Annotated in this window: 1 protein-coding gene; it reads right to left on the reverse strand. The window is 47.5% G+C overall.

Features of this window, described 5'->3' with window-relative positions; translation table 11 throughout:
• Window positions 1-8: 8 nt before the first annotated feature.
• Window positions 9-23606, reverse strand: coding sequence for an Ig-like domain-containing protein (locus tag DCMF_RS16450; protein ID WP_214658668.1), 23598 nt, complete (start codon window positions 23604-23606; stop codon window positions 9-11).
• Window positions 23607-23832: the final 226 nt, after the last annotated feature.

Consider the following 23832-nt stretch of genomic DNA (forward strand, 5'->3'; position numbering starts at 1 on the left):
ACGCTCTCTTACCATAACGGCTCTTCAATGTATTGCTCTACTTTTTCTGTCCCATCCTCATTGATGATATATTGATGAGAATGATATGCTTCCTCGATATTTCCCGCACCCCAATAGGTCCGTTTCACATCAGGGAATACATCTCTTCCTTCTCCTATAGGACCTCGGTAAAGCATCCTATTAATACAAGTAACGGCTTCTGTTCTGGTGATACTGCTATTTGGCTTTAAAGTACCATCCGGATAGCCCTGAATAATACCATACCGGTACACCTCTTCAATAGATCCTTTGGCCCAGTTTTGGTCAATGTCGCTAAAATGTACCTCAATAGGCGGAATATTGCTATCGCGTTCAACCCCAAAGTATCTGGCAATGATAACAGCCAGTTCAGCCCGGGATATCGCCTGATTGGGAGCAAAGGTCCCATTTCCCTCTCCCTTCATCAGTCCCTTTTGCGTAACTGCCATAATATATTCATGGGCCCAATGGGAGCCCGGTACATCGGAATAAGTCTCCGTCTTGTCTGTCACGGTACCCTCAAGATTTAACAGTCGGGCAAATATTGCTGCGGTTTCAGCCCGGGTAAGGTTATTCTCCGGTTTAAATTCACCTGCCGGTGTGCCTTTAATATAGCGGTGATGAATTTTTAGATAGCGGTTTGAATAAACCATAATCTGAATTTTTGAAGTGTCATCCTCCAACAAAGATAATTGATCTTCACTCGTTACCGCAACAAGGATTTCTTTGAAAACCTCTCCCTGATCAATGGTGTCGGCCTTCAAATTTAATATGAGATACTCTTTGCTTCCCGGTTGAATACCCTCTTTGTTCCATTTGACGGTATTCCCTTCTTTTATTCCTCCTTCACTGCTTACAAAGCTTAACCCTTCAGGTATGAACACCGTAATAAGGGCATTGTTAACCTCAATCTCCGACTTATTGATAAAGGGAATCGTTAATTGAACCTGGCCTCCTTCACTTACTTTCATTTTATTTGTATATATTGTTACGCCCAGGTCTTTCAACTCATTGCCGGAGGCCTCATTTGTTTCTTCCGTTCCTCCACCTGATCCTCCTGATCCTCCCGACCCTCCAGAACCAGGATCATCCTCAGATGGGATCTTCGTCATAAAAATATTGTGTTTAACTAGTGAATACTCCACTGAGATGGTGGGACTGGTATAAGAAAGATAGCCCTCTTTAGTCGCCGTAATATAATAGTCTGTTTCAGGGAACACCATAAAGGCATAGTCACCGTTCACATCCGTATTCTGAGGGTTGGCATTATCATTGGGCGGAAAATCCAGTGACGGAAGCAATACCTTTTCCCCGGAATCATGTCCTTTTGCCTTGTTGCGCTCTGAATCGGCATAATGCAGTATGACCTCAGCACCCGGAATAACCGCGCCTGTTTTATCATCTTTAACGACCCCATACGGGTCGATCAATATTTGACTGATATTGATTTCACCATCATCTTTTAATTCTACTTCTATTTCGCCGCCACAGAGCTCTACCCCATCAACCTCATAAGTAACGACAAACATATATTTTTTGTTTGGTTGCAGGTTTTCCACGCGGAAAATCCCTCTATCCGATTCCATTCCTTTATCAATATCATTCACTACCTCTCTGGTTGCCTGGTCCAGTACTTCAAATTTAAGTTTTGAAACATCTTCAACGATATGTTCCTTACCTTCCTGGTCTTTGGCAATAATCAGACCGGTCGCCGTAAGATCTGAAGAAAATGCTTTTCCGTCTACCTCATCCACTCTTGCTGTCTGAACATATTCCATCTCACTGGTTTCTCCGCCTACCGTAACAGGCTTGGTAATCATAATTTCATATTCAATGCCCGCCTTCGGTACAGCAATCCGATATGTCCCATCTGCTCCTGTGATCTGGGTAAAGGAGAAATCAGTAATTCCGTCATCATCAAAATCCTTGTATACGACCACTTTTGCCCCTGCAACAGGTTTGCGTTGGTCGACAGACGAACCTCCGGTACCACTCTCCGTGACCACACCGGTTATAAAGCCCGGAGCAAAGGTAACAAAGATGCTTTCTTGGGCAAATAGCCCTCTCTCCTCATCTCTCACCGTTATTGTTACAGGTACAATTACGGTGCTGTTGATGGCAGAAATATCCGCAGAGGTATATCTGATCTCTGCCGCGCCATTATTGCCCGTAACGGATGTAGCATTCCCGGAAAAAGTACCCATAGGTGCTTCGAAGGTTACCGTTACATTACTGATGGGCTGCCCGTCTCTATTCGTCACTATCGCGGTCAATAATGTAGATTCTATCCCGTCTCCTTTTATCGTAGTTGGGTTGGCACTTAACTGGATATTGAATGACGCCAGGTAAAAATCTTCTATGATGCTTCCCTGGGGAGCCCGATCAAAAGTAATTTCAGCAACATGCCTGTTTTCACTGTAGTGGGGATGGGTAACAACGATATGATAATAATTTTCCACGATCGCCTCAAATTTATATTTGCCGGCACCATCCGTGGTCGTTCTTTGTATGGTCTTTCCTGCCAGGTCAAGAAGGGATACTTCTGCACCACTAACCACGTTATGTGTTTCCACATCATATACTGTCCCTTCCAGCGTTAAATCTTTGTCATTGATCACAACTCGCACCAGTTGCAAGACCTGTCTCCCATCACTGCCTGTTACCAAAACGGTGAATTGATCCGTACCGACATAATTTGGATTAGGCGTATATTTATAGGTGCCGTTAGCTGCTAAATCTACTTGTCCATGCTGGGGATGTACACCAATAACACAAGTGGCTCCATTTTCCACATCGACACTTGAATCAATAGACGAATTTTTTACCGTTGTTTCAATGTATTCTTTCGTTATCGCCAATGCACGAATATCAAAACTTAAGGTGGCGGTTACTGTGCCTCCATGTCCATCTGAAACCCTTATTGCGATAGATTGATTTCCCACATATTTCGCCAGGGAATTAAAGGTCCAAGCACCTGTACTGTTTATGATAAAGTTCCCATTTATCGCACCAGGTGCAGTCTGTAGTTCAAAATTAAGCGTATCTCCATCAACATCGGTGGCAACAATTTGCCCTTTTACGGTTGACCCGGAAGTAATGATATAACTATAGTCTGCAGTAACAGGCAGGTCATTTACCGGCTGAACCGTGACTGTGACGGTAGCCGTGGCCTGGGCATTCCCGCTGTCTTTCATGGTATAGCTAAAGGTTTCCGTCCCGTTCCAGTCCGCATTTGGCGTATAGACTAATTTTCCTCCGGAAACCGCTGCCATGCCATGTTGGGCAGTCACCGGCTCAATAATAGTCTTGCTGTCCCCATCATCAATATCCGTATCATTGGCCAACACATCGATGGTCACCGCCGTTTCTTCGTTGGTACTCGCTGTGTCGGCTAAGGCTACCGGGGTATCATTGACATTTGTTACTGTTACCGTGACCGTGGCAGTCGACGTCATGTCCCCTTTATCTTTCATGGTGTATGTGAAGCTGTCCGTGCCCACAAAGTTGCTTTTCGGCGTATACGTGACAGACTTCTCATCATCCGCTACCGTGACCGTTCCGTTGGCTCCATTCCCTGCGCTTACAATGGTTAGGTTGTCTCCTTCATAATTCAGGTCGATGTCGGTGTCGTTTGCCAAAACATCTATGGTTACTGACCTTTCTTCATCGGTGCTTGCGGAATCTCCCACCGCAGCCGGTCCGTCATTCACCGGGTTGACCGTGACGGTGACGTTGGCCGTGGCCTTCACATGGGCACTGTCTTCCATGGTATACGTGAAAGTTTCCGCCCCGTTCCAGTTGGCATCCGGCGTATAGACGAGCCTACCGTTATCTACAGCCACTGTGCCATGAGGTGCGGTTAATGGTTCGATGATCGTTTTGGTATCTACGGCATCGTTGTCCGTGTCATTGGCCAGCACATCGATGGTCACCGCTGTGTCTTCGTTGGTTACTGCCGTGTCGGCTAAGGCTACCGGGGTATCATTGACATTTGTTACTGTTACCGTGACCGTGGCAGTCGACGTCATGTCCCCTTTATCTTTCATGGTGTATGTGAAGCTGTCCATGCCCACAAAGTTGCTTTTCGGCGTATACGTGACAGACTTCTCATCATCCGCTACCGTGACCGTTCCGTTGGCTCCATTCCCTGCGCTTACAATGGTTAGGTTGTCTCCTTCACGGCTGAGATCTACGTCGGTATCATTGGCCAGCACATGGACGGTTACCGCCTTTTCTTCGTTGGTGCTTGTAACATCATCCACTGCAGTCGGCCCGTCATTCACCGGGATGACCGTGACGGTGACGTTGGCCGTGGCTTGGGCATCCCCGCTGTCTTTCATGCTATAGCTAAAAGTTTCCGTCCCGTTCCAGTCCGCGTTTGGCGTATAGACCAATTTCCCTCCCTCTATCTCCACTGTGCCATGGTCCGCAGTCACCGGCCCGATGAGGGTCTTGCTGTCCCCGTCATCGATATCCGTATCATTGGCCAGCACATCGATGGTCACCGCTGTGTCTTCGTTGGTTACTGCCATGTCGGCTAAGGCCACCGGGGCATCATTGACATTTGTTACTGTTACCGTGACTGTGGCTGTCGACATCATGTCTCCTTTATCTTTCATGGTATATGTGAAGCTGTCCGTGCCCACAAAGTTGCTTTTCGGCGTATACGTGACAGACTTCTCATCATCCGCTACCGTGACCGTTCCGTTGGCTCCATTCCCTGCGCTTACAATGGTCAGGTTGTCTCCTTCATAATTCAGGTCGATGTCGATGTCGTTTGCCAGAACGTCTATGGTTACCGGCCTTTCTTCATCGGTGCTTGCGGAGTCTTCTAACGCAGCCGGTCCATCATTTACTCCTGTTACTGTGACTGTAACGGTGGCTGTGGCCTGGGCACCTATACTATCCTTAATCGAGTAAGTAAAGGTATCGATTCCACTATAGTTTTCATTTGGAGTATATGTAACCGACTTCTTATCTTCCGCAACTTTAACGTTTCCATTTGTGCCGTTTTGTGCGGATAGGATGGTTAAGTTGTCACCTTCATGACTTAGTTCTACATCAGTATCATTCGTGAGAACATCAATAGTTACTGTCGTTTCTTCATTTGTGCTCACAATATCTTCCACAGCAACCGGACTATCATTTACTGCATTTACTATTACTGTGACCGTGGCTGTCGATTGCGAACCGGCACTATCCTCCATTGTATATACAAAAGTCTCGGTCCCATTCCAGTCAGCATCCGGCGTATAGACGAGCCTGCCGTTATTTACGGCCACTGTCCCATGGGGTGCAGTCAGCGGTTCAATAATGGTTTTAGTATCTTCGGCATCGTTGTCCGTATCATTTGCCAGGACATCTATGGTTACCGCAGTATCTTCGTTGGTTGTTGCTGTGTCTGCCATAGCTATCGGGGCATCATTTACTGGGTTTACTGTTACGGTAACGGTGGCTGTCGATTCTAAATTTCCTTTATCTTTCATGACGTAAGTAAAGCTGTCTGTGCCGATGAAGTCGGTATCAGGCGTATAGGTTAGGGATTTCTTATCTCCTGCTACTGTGACTGCCCCATTTGCTCCGTTTTCTGCGGAAACAATGGTGAGATTGTCTCCTTCACGGCCGAGATCTACGTCAGTATCATTGGCCAGCACATGAATGGTTATCGCCGTTTCTTCGTTGGTGCTTGCCACATCGTCTATAGCATTAGGTACATCATTCACCGCATTCACTGTTACCGTGACACTGGCTGTTGCCTTCGCATGAGCACTGTCTTCCATGGTATACGTGAAAGTTTCCGTCCCGTTCCAGTTGGCATCCGGCGTATAGACAAGTCTCCCATTCGAAACTACTACTGTGCCATGAGGCGCGGTTAATGGTTCGATGATCGTCTTGGTATCTCCGGCATCATTGTCCGTGTCGTTTGCCAGGGCATCTATGGTTACCACTGTATCTTCGTTGGTTGTTGTTGTGTCTGCCACAGCATTGGGTGCATCGTTGGCATCCGTTACTGTTATGGTAACGGTGGCTGTCGATTCTAAGTTTCCTTTATCTTTCATGATGTAAGTAAAGCTGTCTGTGCCGATGAAGTCAGTATCAGGCGTATAGGTTAGGGATTTCTTATCTCCTGCTACCGTTACTGCCCCATTTGCTCCGTTTCCTGCGGAAACGATAATAAGATTATCTCCTTCACGGCTGAGATCTACGTCGGTATCATTGGACAGCACATGGATGGTTACCGCCGTTTCTTCGTTGGTGCCTGCCACATCATCCACCGCAGTCGGCCCGTCATTTACCGGGGCAACCGTGACGGTGACCTCTGCCGTTGCCTTCACATGGGCACTGTCTTCTATGGTATACGTAAAGGTTTCCGTCCCGTTCCAGTCAGCATCCGGCGTATAAACGAGTCTGCCATTTGACACTACTACTGTACCATGAGGCGCGGTTAATGGTTCGATGATCGTCTTGGTATCTCCGGCATCATTGTCCGTGTCGTTTGCCAGGGCATCTATGGTTACCACTGTATCTTCGTTGGTTGTTGCCGTATCATCCACAGCATTGGGCGCATCGTTGGCATCTGTTACTGTTATGGTAACGGTAGCTGTCGATTCTAAGTTTCCTTTATCTTTCATGATGTAAGTGAAGCTGTCTGTACCGACGAAGTCAATATCAGGCGTATAGGTTAAAGATTTTTTATCTCCTGCTACCGTAACACTTCCGTTGTCTCCGTTTCCTGCGGAAACGATAGTAAAATTATCTCCTTCACGGCCGAGATCTACATCGGTATCATTGGCCAACACATGGACGGTTACCGCCGTTTCTTCGTTGGTGCCTGCCACATCGTCTACTGCAGTCGGCCCGTCATTTACCGGATTGACCGTGACAGTGACCTCTGCCGTTGCCTTCATATGGGCACTATCTTCCATTGTATACGTGAAAGTCTCGGTTCCATTCCAGTCGGCATCCGGCGTATAGACAAGTCTCCCATTCGAAACTACTACTGTGCCATGAGGTGCGGTCAGCGGCTCAATAATGGTTTTGGTATCTCCGGCATCGTTGTCGGTATCATTTGCCAGGACATCTATTGTTACTTCCGTATCTTCGTTGGTTGTTGCCGTATCATCCACAGCATTGGGCGCATCGTTGGCATCCGTTACCGTTACAGTAACGGTGGCTGTCGATTCTAAGTTCCCTTTATCTTTCATGACGTAAGTAAAGTTGTCTGTGCCGGTGAAGTCGGTGTCAGGCGTATAGGTTAGGGATTTTTTGTCTCCCGCTACTGTTACTGTTCCGTTTGTCCCGTTTTCTGCGGAAACGATTGTGAGATTATCTCCTTCACGGCTTAAGTCTACGTCGGTATCATTGGCCAGCACATGAATGGTTATCGCCGTTTCTTCGTTGGTGCCTGCCACATCATCCACCGCAGTCGGCCCGTCATTCACCGGGGTGACCGTGACAGTGACCTCTGCCGTTGCCTTCACGTGGGCACTATCTTCCATGGTATAGGTGAAAGTTTCCGTCCCGTTCCAGTCAGCATCCGGCGTATAGACGAGTCTGCCATTTGAGACTACCACTGTGCCATGAGGTGCGGTCAGCGGCTCAATAATGGTTTTGGTATCTCCCGTATCATTGTCCGTGTCATTTGTCAGAACATCTATTGTTACTTCCGTGTCTTCGTTGGTTGTTGCTGTATCTGCCACAGCATTGGGTGCATCATTGGCATCCGTTACCGTTATGGTAACGGTGGCTGTCGATTCTAAGTTCCCTTTATCTTTCATGACGTAAGTAAAGTTGTCTGTGCCGGTGAAGTCGGTGTCAGGCGTATAGGTTAGGGATTTTTTGTCTCCCGCTACTGTTACTGTTCCGTTTGTCCCGTTTTCTGCGGAAACGATTGTGAGATTATCTCCTTCACGGCTTAAGTCTACGTCGGTATCATTGGCCAGCACATGAACGGTTACGGCTGTTTCTTCGTTCGTGCTTGTAGCATCGTCTATAGCATTAGGTGCATCATTCACCGCATTCACTGTTACTGTAACACTGGCTGTTGCTTTCACATGGGCACTGTCTTCCATGGTATAGGTGAAGGTTTCCGTCCCGTTCCAGTCAGCATCCGGCATATAGACGAGTCTGCCATTTGACACTACCACTGTGCCATGAGGTGCGGTCAGCGGCTCAATAATGGTTTTGGTATCTCCGGCATCGTTGTCGGTATCATTTGCCAGGACATCTATTGTTACTTCCGTATCTTCGTTGGTTGTTGCCGTATCATCCACAGCATTGGGCGCATCGTTGGCATCCGTTACCGTTATGGTTACGGTGGCTGTCGATTCTAAGTTCCCTTTATCTTTCATGATGTAAGTGAAGCTGTCTGTACCGACGAAGTCAATATCAGGCGTATAGGTTAAAGATTTTTTATCTCCTGCTACCGTAACACTTCCGTTGTCTCCGTTTCCTGCGGAAACGATAGTAAAATTATCTCCTTCACGGCCGAGATCTACATCGGTATCATTGGCCAACACATGGACGGTTACCGCCGTTTCTTCGTTCGTGCTTGCCACATCGTCTACTGCAGTCGGCCCGTCATTTACCGGATTGACCGTGACAGTGACCTCTGCCGTTGCCTTCATATGGGCACTATCTTCCATTGTATACGTGAAAGTCTCGGTTCCATTCCAGTCGGCATCCGGCGTATAGACAAGTCTCCCATTCGAAACTACTACTGTGCCATGAGGTGCGGTCAGCGGCTCAATAATGGTTTTGGTATCTCCGGCATCGTTGTCGGTATCATTTGCCAGGACATCTATTGTTACTTCCGTATCTTCGTTGGTTGTTGCCGTATCATCCACAGCATTGGGCGCATCGTTGGCATCCGTTACCGTTACAGTAACGGTGGCTGTCGATTCTAAGTTCCCTTTATCTTTCATGACGTAAGTAAAGTTGTCTGTACCGACGAAGTCAATATCAGGCGTATAGGTTAAAGATTTTTTATCTCCTGCTACCGTAACACTTCCGTTGTCTCCGTTTCCTGCGGAAACGATAGTAAAATTATCTCCTTCACGGCCGAGATCTACATCGGTATCATTGGCCAACACATGGACGGTTACCGCCGTTTCTTCGTTGGTGCCTGCCACATCGTCTACTGCAGTCGGCCCGTCATTTACCGGATTGACCGTGACAGTGACCTCTGCCGTTGCCTTCATATGGGCACTATCTTCCATTGTATACGTGAAAGTCTCGGTTCCATTCCAGTCGGCATCCGGCGTATAGACAAGTCTCCCATTCGAAACTACTACTGTGCCATGAGGTGCGGTCAGCGGCTCAATAATGGTTTTGGTATCTCCGGCATCGTTGTCGGTATCATTTGCCAGGACATCTATTGTTACTTCCGTATCTTCGTTGGTTGTTGCCGTATCATCCACAGCATTGGGCGCATCGTTGGCATCCGTTACCGTTACAGTAACGGTGGCTGTCGATTCTAAGTTCCCTTTATCTTTCATGACGTAAGTAAAGTTGTCTGTGCCGGTGAAGTCGATATCAGGCGTATAGGTTAGGGATTTCTTATCTCCTGCTACTGTTACTGTTCCGTTTGTCCCGTTTTCTGCGGAAACAATGGTGAGATTGTCTCCTTCACGGCCGAGATCTACGTCAGTATCATTGGCCAGCACATGAATGGTTATCGCCGTTTCTTCGTTGGTGCTTGCCACATCGTCTATAGCATTAGGTACATCATTCACCGCATTCACTGTTACCGTGACACTGGCTGTTGCCTTCGCATGAGCACTGTCTTCCATGGTATACGTGAAAGTTTCCGTCCCGTTCCAGTTGGCATCCGGCGTATAGACAAGTCTCCCATTCGAAACTACTACTGTGCCATGAGGTGCGGTTAATGGTTCGATGATTGTCTTCGTATCTCCCGTATCATTGTCCGTATCATTGGCCAAGACATCTATGGTTACCGCCGTGTCTTCGTTGGTTGTTGCCGTGTCGGCTAAGGCTACCGGGGCATCATTGGCATCTGTTACCGTTACCGTAACGGTGGCTGTCGATTCTAAGTTTCCTTTATCTTTCATGATGTAAGTAAAGCTGTCTGTGCCGATGAAGTCAGTATCAGGCGTATAGGTTAAAGATTTTTTATCTCCTGCTACCGTAACACTTCCGTTGTCTCCGTTTCCTGCGGAAACGATTGTGAGATTATCTCCTTCACGGCTTAAGTCTACGTCGGTATCATTGGCCAGCACATGAACGGTTACGGCTGTTTCTTCGTTCGTGCCTGCCACATCATCCACCGCAGTCGGCCCGTCATTCACCGGGGTGACCGTGACAGTGACCTCTGCTGTTGCCTTCGCATGAGCACTGTCTTCCATGGTATACGTGAAAGTTTCCGTCCCGTTCCAGTTGGCATCTGGCGTATAAACAAGCCTGCCGTTATCTACAGCCACTGTGCCATGAGGCGCGGTTAATGGTTCGATGATCGTTTTGGTATCTCCGACATCATTGTCCGTGTCATTGGCCAGAACATCGATGGTTACCGCTGTATCTTCGTTGGTTGTTGCTGTATCTGCCACAGCATTGGGCGCATCGTTGGCATCCGTTACCGTTACAGTAACGGTGGCTGTCGATTCTAAGTTCCCTTTATCTTTCATGATGTAAGTAAAGCTGTCTGTGCCGATGAAGTCAGTATCAGGCGTATAGGTTAAAGATTTTTTATCTCCTGCTACCGTAACACTTCCGTTGTCTCCGTTTCCTGCGGAAACGATTGTGAGATTATCTCCTTCACGGCTTAAGTCTACGTCGGTATCATTGGACAGCACATGAACGGTTACGGCTGTTTCTTCGTTCGTGCCTGCCACATCATCCACCGCAGTCGGCCCGTCATTTACCGGGTTGACCGTGACAGTGACCTCTGCTGTTGCCTTCACATGGGCACTGTCTTCCATGGTATACGTGAAAGTTTCCGTCCCGTTCCAGTCAGCATCCGGCGTATAGACTATCCTGCCGTTATCTACAACCACTGCGCCGTGAGGTGCGGTCAATGGTTGAATTATTGTCTTTGTATCTCCGGCATCGTTGTCGGTATCATTTGCCAGGACATCTATGGTTACTTCGGTGTCTTCGTTGGTTGTTGCCGTATCAGCTAAGGCTACCGGGGCATCATTTGCATCCGTTACCGTTACAGTAACGGTGGCTGTCGATTCTAAGTTCCCTTTATCTTTCATGACGTAAGTAAAGTTGTCTGTGTCGGTGAAGTCGGTGTCAGGCGTATAGGTTAGGGATTTTTTATCTCCTGCTACTGTTACTGTTCCGTTTGTCCCGTTTTCTGCGGAAACAATGATAAGGTTATCTCCTTCACGGCTTAAGTCTACGTCGGTATCATTGGACAGCACATGAACGGTTACCGCTGTTTCTTCGTTCGTGCCTGCCACATCATCCACCGCAGTCGGCCCGTCATTTACCGGGTTGACCGTGACAGTGACCTCTGCTGTTGCCTTCACATGGGCACTGTCTTCCATGGTATACGTGAAAGTTTCCGTCCCGTTCCAGTCAGCATCCGGCGTATAGACTATCCTGCCGTTATCTACAACCACTGTGCCATGGGGTGCGGTTAATGGTTCGATGATTGTCTTCGTATCTCCCGTATCATTGTCCGTGTCGTTTGCCAGAACATCTATTGTTACTCCTGTATCTTCGTTGGTTGTTGCCGTGTCATCCACAGCATTGGGTGCATCGTTGGCATCTGTTACTGTTATGGTAACGGTAGCTGTCGATTCTAAATTTCCTTTATCTTTCATGATGTAAGTGAAGCTGTCTGTACCCACGAAGTCGGTATCAGGCGTATAGGTTAGGGATTTCTTATCTCCTGCTACTGTTACTGTTCCGTTTGCCCCGTTTTCTGCGGAAACGATAGTGAGATTATCTCCTTCACGGCCGAGATCTACATCGGTATCATTGGCCAGCACATGGACGGTTACCGCCGTTTCTTCGTTCGTGCCTGCCACATCATCCACCGCAGTCGGCCCGTCATTCACCGGGGTGACCGTAACGGTGACCTCTGCTGTTGCCTTCACATGAGCACTGTCTTCCATGGTATAGGTAAAAGTTTCGGTTCCATTCCAGTTGGCATCCGGCGTATAGACGAGCCTGCCGCTATCTACAGCCACGGTGCCATGAGGTGCGGTTAATGGTTCGATTATCGTTTTGGTATCTCCGGCATCATTGTCCGTGTCGTTTGCCAGGACATCTATGGTTACCGCTGTATCTTCGTTGGTTGTTGCTGTGTCCGCCAAGGCTACCGGGGCATCATTTACCGGGTTTACTGTGACGGTAACAGTGGCTGTTGATAATTCCCCATTTTTATCTTTCGCAGTATATAAAAATGTATCAATCCCGTTCCAATTCGCATTCGGTTTATACCTTACAAGTTTTCCTTCTGCTACGATTTGAGCAGTGCCATGCGAAGGAACAGTTACCGAAACAACCGTAAACACATCTCCCTCAAGATCATTGTCAATATCTGTATCATTAGATAAAACATCAATAATTGTGGTAACATCTTCGTTTATAACTACAGTATCGTCAACCGCCACAACTGTATCATTTGTGGCATTTACTGCCACAATCACGGTTGCCGTGGATTTTTTATTCGTTGTGTCCGTCAGAGTATACGTAAAAGAATCGATGCCGTTCCAGTTGGCATTCGGCGTATAAGTCAGGTCCTTTTTATCATGAGAGATGCTTACAGTGCCATTTACGCCATTTGTCGCCGCATAAATGGTTAAATCATCGTGCAAAGGCAAATCGGGATCTGTATCATTCGCCAGCACATCAATGATTTTTGCTTCATCTTCATCAGTAACGGCTGTATCATTTACTGCGGTCGGCGGATCAGGTACAGGACGAACCGTCACTGTTGCTGTGCCGGTGGCTGTCCCTCCATTTTCATCCTGAATAGTATAATTAAATGTATCTTCCCCGTTCCAATTCAGGTTCGGCATATAGGTTAAGGACTTGCCGTCTGCCGATACCACCACTGTGCCGTGGGGTGCGGTAACAGGAGATACTACGGTAAGGTCATCCCCCTCAAAGTCAAAATCTATGTCCGTATCATTGCCGGCCACATCAAATGTTACCGGGGTATCTTCGTCTGTACTCGCACTATCGTCATGGGCAACCGGTTCATCATTTACGATATTTACCGTGACAGTGACAGTTGCCGTTTTCCGAGTGCCTGTAATATCCTCCATCGTATAGGTGAAGGAGTCGTCTCCATTCCAGTTGGCATCCGGCGTATAGGTTAATGTCTTTTTATCACCGGAAATACTTACACGCCCGTTTGCTCCGTTTGTTGCTTCGTAAATCTTCAAATTATCATGAAGGGGCAAATCGGGATCTGTATCATTCGCCAGCACATCAATGATTTTTGCTTCATCTTCATCAGTAACGGCTGTATCATTTACTGCGGTCGGCGGATCAGGTACAGGACGAACCGTCACTGTTGCTGTGCCGGTGGCTGTCCCTCCATTTTCATCCTGAATAGTATAATTAAATGTATCTTCCCCGTTCCAATTCAGGTTCGGCATATAGGTTAAGGACTTGCCGTCTGCCGATACCACCACTGTGCCGTGGGGTGCGGTAACAGGAGATACTACGGTAAGGTCATCCCCCTCAAAGTCAAAATCTATGTCCGTATCATTGCCGGCCACATCAAATGTTACCGGGGTATCTTCGTCTGTACTCGCACTATCGTCATGGGCAACCGGTTCATCATTTACGATATTTACCGTGACAGTGACAGTTGCCGTTTTCCGAGTGCCTGTAATATCCTCCATCGTATAGGTGAAGGAGTCGTCTCCATTCCAGTTGGCATCCGGCGTGTAGGTTAATATCTTTTTATCGCCGGAAATACTTACACGCCCGTTTGCTCCGTCTGTTGCTTCGTAAATCGTCAGATTATCATGAAGGGGCAAGTCAGGATCTGTATCATTTGCCAGCACATCAATGGTTTTCGCTTCATCTTCATCCGTAACAGCTGTATCATTTACCGCGGTCGGCGGATCAGGTACAGGACGAACCGTCACTGTTACTGTGCCAGTGGCTGTATGGCCGTTTTTGTCGCGACTCGTATAATGGAAGGTTTCTGTTCCATTCCAGTCAGGATCAGGGGTATAGGTTAAGCTCTTTGCACCGGCTTCTATTTTCACTGCACCATGAGCACCTTGTGTTACAGATGCAATAATTATTTCATCGGCATCAATGGAAATGTCGCCATCAGTGTCGTTGTCCAGGACGTTAATATTTACAAAGGTATCCTCATCACAGCTGCCGGTGTCTGCTACCGCCACCGGATCGTCGTCTACCGCATTTACCGTTATGGTTACCGTAGCCGTTGACTGGGCATTGGCACCGTCCCGCATGATGTAGGTAAATGTATCTGTCCCATGCCAGTCGGCATTTGGCGTATAGGTCAGGGATTTCTTATCCCCCGCCAGCGATACCGTACCGTAGGTCCCGTTTGTGGCCGAAACAATGGTCAGATTATCCCCACCGGTTGATAAGTCAATATCTGTATCATTGGCCAGTACCGTAATATTTTTGGCCGTGTCTTCGTTCGTAGAAGCGGCGTCGTCTACCGCCGTGGGCGGGTCGTTTACAGACGCCACGGTTACTGTCACAGTTGCTGTCGCACTATGATTATTTTCATCCGTTACGGTATAGCTAAAAGTATCCGTTCCATGGTAGTTTGCCGCCGGCGTATAGGTGACACTCTTGTTGTCCTCCGCTATGGCTACGCTGCCATGCTCTCCCTGTGTTACAGCGGTGACGTTTATTTCATCGTCATCAATGGGAATATCGCCATCGCTGTCGTTGGCAAGCACATTTATATTGACATTGGAATCCTCATTGCAGCCGGCTGTGTCTGCTACCGCCACCGGATTATCGTCTACCGCATTTACCGTTATGGTTACTGTAGCCGTTGACCGGGCATTGGCACCGTCCCGCATGATATAGGTAAATGTATCTGTTCCATGCCAGTTGGTACTTGGCGTATAGGTCAGGGATTTCTTATCCCCCGCCAGCGATACCGTACCGTAGGTCCCGTTTGTGGCCGAGACAATGGTCAGATTATCTCCCCCGGTTGATAAGTCAATATCTGTATCATTGGCCAGTACCATTATATTTTTGGCTGTGTCTTCGTTTGTAGACGCGGCGTCGTCTACCGCCGTGGGCGGGTCGTTTACAGACGCCACGGTTACTGTCACAGTTGCTGTCGCACTATGATTATTTTCATCCGTTATGGTATAGTTAAAGGTATCCGTTCCATGGTAGTTTGCCGCCGGCGTATAGGTGACACTCTTGTTGTCCTCCGCTATGGCTACGCTGCCATGCTCTCCCTGTGTTACAGCGGTGACGTTTATTTCATCACTGTCCGTTGCAATGTCGGCATCCCTGTCGTTGGCAAGCACATTTATATTGACATTGGAATCCTCATTGCAGCCGGCTGTGTCTGCTACCGCCACCGGATTATCGTCTACCGCATTTACCGTTATGGTTACCGTGGCCGTTGACCGGGCATTGGCATCGTCCCGCATGATATAAGTAAATGTATCTGTCCCATGCCAGTCGGCATTTGGCGTATAAGTAATCAATTTTTTATCTTCTGAGATGGTTACGATGCCGTTCGTTGCCGTTACAGGCGATACAATGGTGAGACTATCCCCTTCACGGCTGAGATCCACATCCTCGTCGTTTGCTATGAGATCCTTAGTCACAGGAGTATCTTCATCTGTACCGGCACTATCGTCCTTGGCTACTGGCGCATCATTAACCGGCCGGACCGTCATGGTGACGGTTGCTGTCGATTCATTATTCTCATGGTCTCTGATGGTATAGGTAAATGTGTCGCTGCCGTTCCAGTTTTCTGTATCCGGAGTATATTCCAAATATTTGCCGTCCGGCGTGATTTCAACAGTACCGAAGGACCCGTCCGTTTTATTGATAATAGTAAGAGCATCTCCTCCGTATTGAATGTCCGGATCCCCATCATTTTCCAGCACATCAAGGGTGGCGGTGGTATCCTCGTCCCCGGACAAAGCATCATTTACCGCCTGGGGTAAATCCTCCACGGCATTGACCGTAACGGTAATTGGGGACGTAGCGGTCAGATTGCCTTTATCCTTGATCGTATAGTTAAACGTTTCCGATCCGTTAAAGTTTGGGTCCGGCGTATAGGTCAGGGATTTTTTATCATCCGCAATGCTTACCCGTCCATGGGTCAAACCGGACACGCCGTCAATTAATAAATCATCCGCTTCATCCCCCAATTCTGCATCGGTATCATTTGCCAAGGGATCGATCAGGACAGATCCGTCTTCATCACATGTACTTGTGTCCGGATTTGCCACCGGTGCGTCATTGACAGCATTGATGGTAATAGATACGGTCCCTTCATCCGTCCCTCCATCACGATCCATGACGACAAAGCGGAAACTGTCGCTGCCGAAATAATCCTCCAGCGGTTCGTAGGACCATGACCCATCAGCATTTACATCCACTGTGCCATGTTCTGTCGTAAAACCTTCTATTAAGGAAAAGGTCAACGTCATATCCGCCATCTTATCCTCCACATCCGTGGCGGTTAATTGCCCGCTGTAGGTATCGTCCTCATCCATAGTGACATGATAATCTTGTGTCACAGGAAGATCATTAACGGGGTGAACGATCACATCCACCGCCTGGGTGGTAGTGTTAACGCCGTCATTGATGGTAATGGTAAGCTGCAAACTCCCATTGGCATTTAACGACGGGGTAAGCTGGATAGTGTAGTTCCCGTTTGTTCCGGTAAGCTTGATATTTTTGTCCGCAATTAGCTCCTTATTTGTGGACGTGATTTTTGTGAGCAGATTTGCGCTTGAGGTTTCAGGGTCGGAAATCACCACGCCAAAGGTTGCGCTTATATCCTCATTCATTTCCCACATCCAAGAGCCGCTATTTGACGTAACGGCAGGGGGATCGTTGAAGGATCCCACCGTGATGCTTACCGTACCGGTGCTTTCCAAGAAACCGTCGCTAATGGTATAGGTGAAACTGTCCGGGCCATTGTAATTCAATGCGGGGGTATAGGTAACCTCTCCCCTGGCGGCGTCGAATGTGACTGTGCCGTGACCGGGCTGTGCCACTCCGACCAAGCTAATGCGATCCGACTCTACATCGCTGTCATTTGCCAGCACATTCAGGGTAAACGGCGTATCCTCTTCCGTTGTTTTATAATCGGTAACGGCTCTTGGGGCATCGTTGACCGGATTAATGGTAATGGAAACCGTAGCCTGCATGGTATTGCCAAAAACGTCGGAGATGGTATAGGTAAAACTGTCTGCCCCATGATAATTTGAACTGGGTCGATAGGTTATGGTGCCGTCCATATTATTCGTGACAGTTCCGTGCTGGGGATTGGTATAACTGATCACATGAAACGAGTCTCCATCCGGATCGCTGTCATTAGCGGTGACAGGGAATACGGTTACCGTATCTTCATCAATCGTATAGCTGTCATCATAGGCCAGGACCGACCCGCTTGTAGGATCAACAATGAAAACAAAGGTGGCCACATAGTCTTCGGTTCCGTCATTGGCTGTCACCACAATCACACTGTTGCCGCTGGTATTTGGTTTTGGGGTCACGGTAAGGGTATAATGGGTGCCACTCTTCTCCAGCAAGAATCCCGTGCTATTATCAACTAAATTTGTATTTTTTGAGGAGAGGGTCACCGTAATCAGGTCATGATCCGGGTTGGGAATATCAAATGTGATGGGTTTACTCGTGTTTTTTTCCGTTGTCACCGATGCGGGCAAATTCTCAATGCCGGTGGGATCGTGGACCGGGTTTACAGTTAAATGCACCGCCTTTGTGCTGGATTCTCCTGCTCTGTCGGTAACCTGGTAGGTAAATAAATCCTCCCCGTAATAATTATGATCAGGGGTGTATACCAAGAAGCCGTTCTCATCCACCGACGCAGCGCCATGTTCCGGCTGCGCCACAATAGCTACCGTCCATTCATCGATAATATCCGGGTCAATTTGATTCTCCGCAGGATTCATGACGATTTCCGTATCTTCATCTAAGGTTTTATTTAACTCTATGGCAACCGGAACATCGTTGACCGGAGTGATGGAAATTTGAAAAGTTTCCTCCGCATAAGCAACGCCATCGCTGACTTTCATCATGATCGTGGTTTCCCCATTGGCATTGGGAACCTGGACAAATTCCAGGGTATAGGTTTCCCCGTCTTTTTGGACTGTGATTCCTTCCCGGGCAATCACAGACTGATCTGAGGAACCGATCTCAAAAACAAGGCCGGAAATAGCGTTGTCAACATCATCAACTGTTACGTCCACATCATCTATGGGGGTATCTTCGTCAACCGTGATGTCGGCCACACTTGAGAGGGTGGGAGCATCATTAACAGGCCTGATGTAAATGACAATGTCCTGTTCTTTGACGGTGTCGCCATCGGTTACTGTATATTTAAACCGTTCCGTTCCATTATTATTTCGTCCCGGTGTGTATTCAATAATCATGCCGTTGACACTGGTTGTTCCCAGGGTAGGCTTTTTGCCCTCTTCTGTTGAAACGCCCAATGTCAAGGGATTGCCTGTAAGATTCGAGATATACCCGGAAAGATCAATCGCCAGGGTTCCGCTGTCTTCCATGATCGTATTTGAATAAGACGACAAATAATAGCCTGTCCCGCCATAGGAACTAAGAATAATTGTCGCTGTGGCAGTTAATCCGCCACTATCTTCAATGGTATACGTATATGAAACCGTGCCGTGAAATCCCGGCTGGGCCGGAAAGGTGATGGAGCCATCTTCGTTAATGGTGTAGGAATCCGCGCTACAGCTTATTACCGTTAAAATATCCCCGGAATCAATATCGTAATCATTATCTAAAACAGGTACGGTCACAGGCTGGCTGAAATCATGATGATACACCCCGTCGTCCCTTGCCACAGGCGCATCGTTGACAGGTGTGACCTCAATGGTCACTTGAGCCGAAGCAGGTGCTGCGGAAGAATCCATAATGGCATAGGAAATCATTTCTGTCCCGTTCCAATCCGGATCAGGTGTATATTGGTACTTTCCGCCTCCGATATAGGTTAATAATCCATGCTCCGCTTCCCCCACAGAAAGTACCGTCACGTAAGACTCCGGATCGCTGTCATTTGCCATCAGATTCATTTCAACCGGGGTGTCTTCCTCTGTGGAAATTAGATCGTCTACTGCCGTAGGAAGATCATTCACGGGATAGACTGTGACAGTAAAATTGATGCTGCACTGGCTGCCCTGGGAATCTGTCGCAGTGATGGTAATCGTCGAGGACCCGGACTGATTGTCCAATGGTGTCACCTGAACGGTATAATTGGCATCATTAATTTTATGAAGGGATACCCCATTATCTGCTATTACTTCATGGTTGCCGGATGATGCGCTGAGACTGACACTGGATAAATCCCCGGAGTCCATGACACGCAACGCCAGATCACCGGTTGAACTGTCCTCGGCAATTATTTGACGGGGGATCATTGTTAAAATAGGCACGTGGATATCGTTTTGACAGGTTACCCGTACATTACCGGTAGCACTATTGCCGTTTCCATCCTGAATGGTATAGGTAAATGTAGCTGCCCCGACATAAGTGCCGTCCGCCGTATAGGAAACTGTCCCGTCTCCGTTCACGGAAGCACTGCCTTTGGCCGGTTGGGTAACGGAAAAAAGCGTCAGGGAATCACCGTCTACGTCATAATCATTTGTTAAAACGGAAATTTGAATGGTTTGATTGATTTTGGTCGTTGCCACATCGTCGGTGGCAACGGGTGCATCCTGCACCGATGTAACAGAAAGCAAAAAGCTCTTGGTCGTATAATACTCACCGTCGCTGACTGTAACACTGATCCTGGTATCGCCAAAAACGTTGGCATTCGGCATGATGCTAAGCAAACGGTCCGTCCCTGTTCCGGTAGCACTTAAATTTGCATCGCTGACAATACTCTGATTGGAACTGGCCAGTGTCAGTATTAATTGGTTGGGGGTTGTTTCATAATCCCCCAGGTGCAGGGGAATATCTGAGATTTCGTTGTCCTCGGGCGTGGTTTGATCAGAAAGATCATCCATCCACGGTGCATCGTTGACCGGTCTGCAGGCCAGGGTGACAGTGGCCGGATTTAAACAGCCGGTACTACCGTCAGAAATCTGATAGGTGAAAGAGTCATTGGTATCTACATTAGCATTGGGCGTATAGGTAAATGTCCCTGCAGAATCGTTATAATCTAATGTCCCTTTTGCCGTACTGGTTATTAACCCGGCAAAGTGCAGGGGATCATTTTCCACATCGCTGTCATTTGACAGAAGCTGGGCCACCGTAAAGGTGATGGGAGTATCTTCCGTAAAGCTAAATGAATCATTCCCTGCAACAGGGGCGTCATTTACCGGCAAGATGTTCAGGATAAAGGGATAGGTACCAATATTAAAACTATCCGACACCTTAATGGTAATTGTCGCCTGGCCATTTTTATTTGCCTCGGGCACCAGGTGCAATCGAAGGGCAGGATCATTGTCGCTCAGTCCGATGACGGTAATCTTTTCATTACGAATAATCGACTGGTCTGAAGAGGTAACCTGAACCGTGAGACTTTCATCGGCAGTTACGTCGTCGGATAAAGCAAAGTCAATATCCCGGACCGTATCCTCATTCATTTCATATGTTTCTTCCAGATCGATCACCTGGGGATCATAGTCAAAGTAATTTACCTCTACAGTAACCTGGGCTGTAGCGGTAGCCCCGCCCGGAACATCCATGATCGTATAGCTGAAGTTTTCCGTACCGTACCAATTGACCGTGGGCGTATAGGTCAGGGTTTTTTTGTCCTCGGCAATTTGCACGGTGCCATGGGACACATCTGACACGCTGTCAATCACCAGGGGATCCAGATCCACATCGCTGTCGTTATGCAAAACATCGATCTCTATCGCTACATTCTTGGTGGTCGTCTCTTCATCATCCTGGGCAACGGGTGCGTCGTTTACCGAAGCTACATTTATATATACACTTGCACATACCGTGGCATGATCCGGGTCCTCAATCTCATAGGTAAATTCCTCTTCGCCAAACCAATTTGCATCCGGGGTATAGGTAACCGTCTTTTGGTCGGAAGAGATTGCCACCGTACCATGATCCGGGTCGGCAGCGGATAATATCAGAAGATCATCCCCATCCGCATCGGCATCATTTTCCAGAACATCTATCACCACCGGCGTATCTTCATCGGTTTCTTTACTGTCGTTAACTGCTACCGGAGGATCATTTTCCTCAACTACGTTTACATCCACAGTTTTTGTAGCGCTTAATTCCCCATCGCTTACGGTAACCGTGAAAACAGTAGCGCCATTTTTATTTTCTCCCGGCATGGTTTCGGCAACGCAGGAGCCGTTCGTATTGGTTATTTCAACGGCGTGGGGGAACAAATCCGTGTCCTCTGCCACAACTTCCACACGAAGATCATGGGGGTCCGTTTCATTGTCATTGATATCAAATAAGATGGATAAAACATGATCCTCATCGAGGGAGATTTCGTCCGGCAAATTTAAAATCTCCGGTCTTGTGCCCAGGGTAAAAAGTTCGATGGCAGCATTACCGCAACTGTCCTCGGCATAAATTGTATATTGGATATTTTTCTCGGCAGCAAATGAGTCGGTAAAATCTGATCCGTCACTGATAAAATACTCTGCCGATTGATTGCCTACTGCGTATTTTTGCGTTACTACCTGCGTATATTGGTCGTTTGTGCTCACATGAACCGTTCCCGTTAAATCTCCCGGGTCCAAACTAAAGGTGGTACTGATGGTTGGGGCCGAATGATCCAGGTAATAAACGGTGGAAGTAGTTTTGGTCGGAATCCCTTCCTTGTTTAAGATCCGGGCCGATACCGTGTGGGAACCTTCTTCCGTCATTTGTACGGTATCGGTATAGGTTTCCCATGCCCCATCGTCGATCCGATATTGGATGCTGCCATCTTGTGGTACATCCCCGGAAATAGTAACCGAAATATTGTTTGCCCAGTCGTTGTCGTTAAGGAAAATCGTTGGTCCATCCTTGACCGGCTCCACGGTGATAGAAACCGTGGCCGTCGAGGTCTCATGTGCGGAATCTTCTATGGTATATGTAAATGTATCTTGTCCATTCCAATCAACAGTTGGCGTATAGGTGACAGTACTTTTATCCTCTGTAATAACAGAACTGCCGTGGCCAGGCTGAGTGACGGATATGATCGTTAAAGGATCATTTTCCGCATCGGTATCATTATTTAATACGTCGATCACTTCAGATGAGTTTTCCGCTACAACTACGGTATCATCTTCTGCCACCGGCCCGTCATTCACATCTGTTACGGTGACGTCAACATCTTCACTTGAGCTAAGCGTGCCGTCTGACACAGTTACCGTTATCCGGCTGGTCCCCGATAAATTTAACCCAGGCGTAGCGGTTGCTACGCAAGATCCATTTGTATTCTCAACCATAAATGGATCGGGAAATAAAGTTTGGTCCTCTGCCTCAACGGTGACAATAAGACTTTGGGCATCTGTTCCTTCATCATATACGGAAAATGTAACAGACAGTTCTGCCTCTTCATAAATATTTACTGTTTTGACCAAGCCGGAAATCACAGGCGCCGTATTTACCGTATAGTGTGTTACAGTCCCGTTTCCGACACTGTCTTCAGCAAAGATGGTATACTCTTCTCCCACAGTGGCGGCAAAAGCCCCCGTATAAATATCTCCATGCTCTGAAAAATAATCTATCGTCTGATTCCCCGGGGCATACTTTACCTGAGCAACAGAAGTATATTCCTCTGTCACAGATACGGTGACCTCCACAGTATCATTATCCGCCGCACTGGTGGCATCTATTCCCGGAGCGGTAGCATCCAGTCTATATTCAGCCGATGCTTCTTCTGAGTAAGCATCATCATTACTGCTCATACGTGTATATACGGTGTGGAATCCTTCTTCCGTCATGAAAACCGGCGCGGTATATTCCTGCCAATCTCCTTCATCGATCCGGTATTGGATACTTCCGTCTTCCGGCACAGCGCCTGTTATGGTCATTTCCACTTGTTGCGACCAGTCGGAAGTACTCATGGTGATCTGCGGCATATCCAGTGTTTCCAGTTCGAACTGGAACATTTCTTCCAATTCTAACCGGGGTGTTGTTTCCAGCTCTGTTTCCAGCTCTGTTTCCGGCGTTATTTCCGGCTCTGTCCCCTGGGTTGCCTCCGGCTCAGTCTCCGGTGTCGTTTCCGGCTCTGTTTCCGGTTCCGTCTCCGGTGTTATTTCCGGCTGTGTTTCCGGCGTTGTCTCCGGCTTTGTTTCCGGTGTTGTTTCCTGTGTTGTTTCAGGCTCTGTCTGTCCACCAATATCAGCATTCGGGGTTATGAATACGGAGTCATCGGCAAAAGCTACAAAAGCTGGTGTTTGTACCAGCATCAACATAATACATATATTTGCAATGATCTTTTTATATCTACCTATCAAATGCATAATCGAGACCCTCTCCTATCTCTATCCTTATCGTCTTTTCTCGTTATTCATTTCAATCGTTTTAAATATATGGAATAGAATATAAATACTACATTTTATCAGCTTCTTGAAAAATTTAAGAGCGTTGATCATTTCTTATCTGAATTTAGTATGTTTACCATATTGAACCTTTTTGCCCATTTTTATTATACTTTTCTGTTCTGACACGATTCTGACAAAAAAACAA

It is taken from the genome of Candidatus Formimonas warabiya (assembly GCF_002777255.1).
In the GTDB taxonomy this organism is placed as follows: Bacteria; Bacillota; Dehalobacteriia; order Dehalobacteriales; family Dehalobacteriaceae; genus Formimonas; species Formimonas warabiya.

Coding starts and splice junctions, on each gene's coding strand:
- DCMF_RS16450 (WP_214658668.1), bottom strand. CDS start 23,606: ATGCATTTGATAGGTAGATATAAAAAGATCATTGCAAATATATGTATT.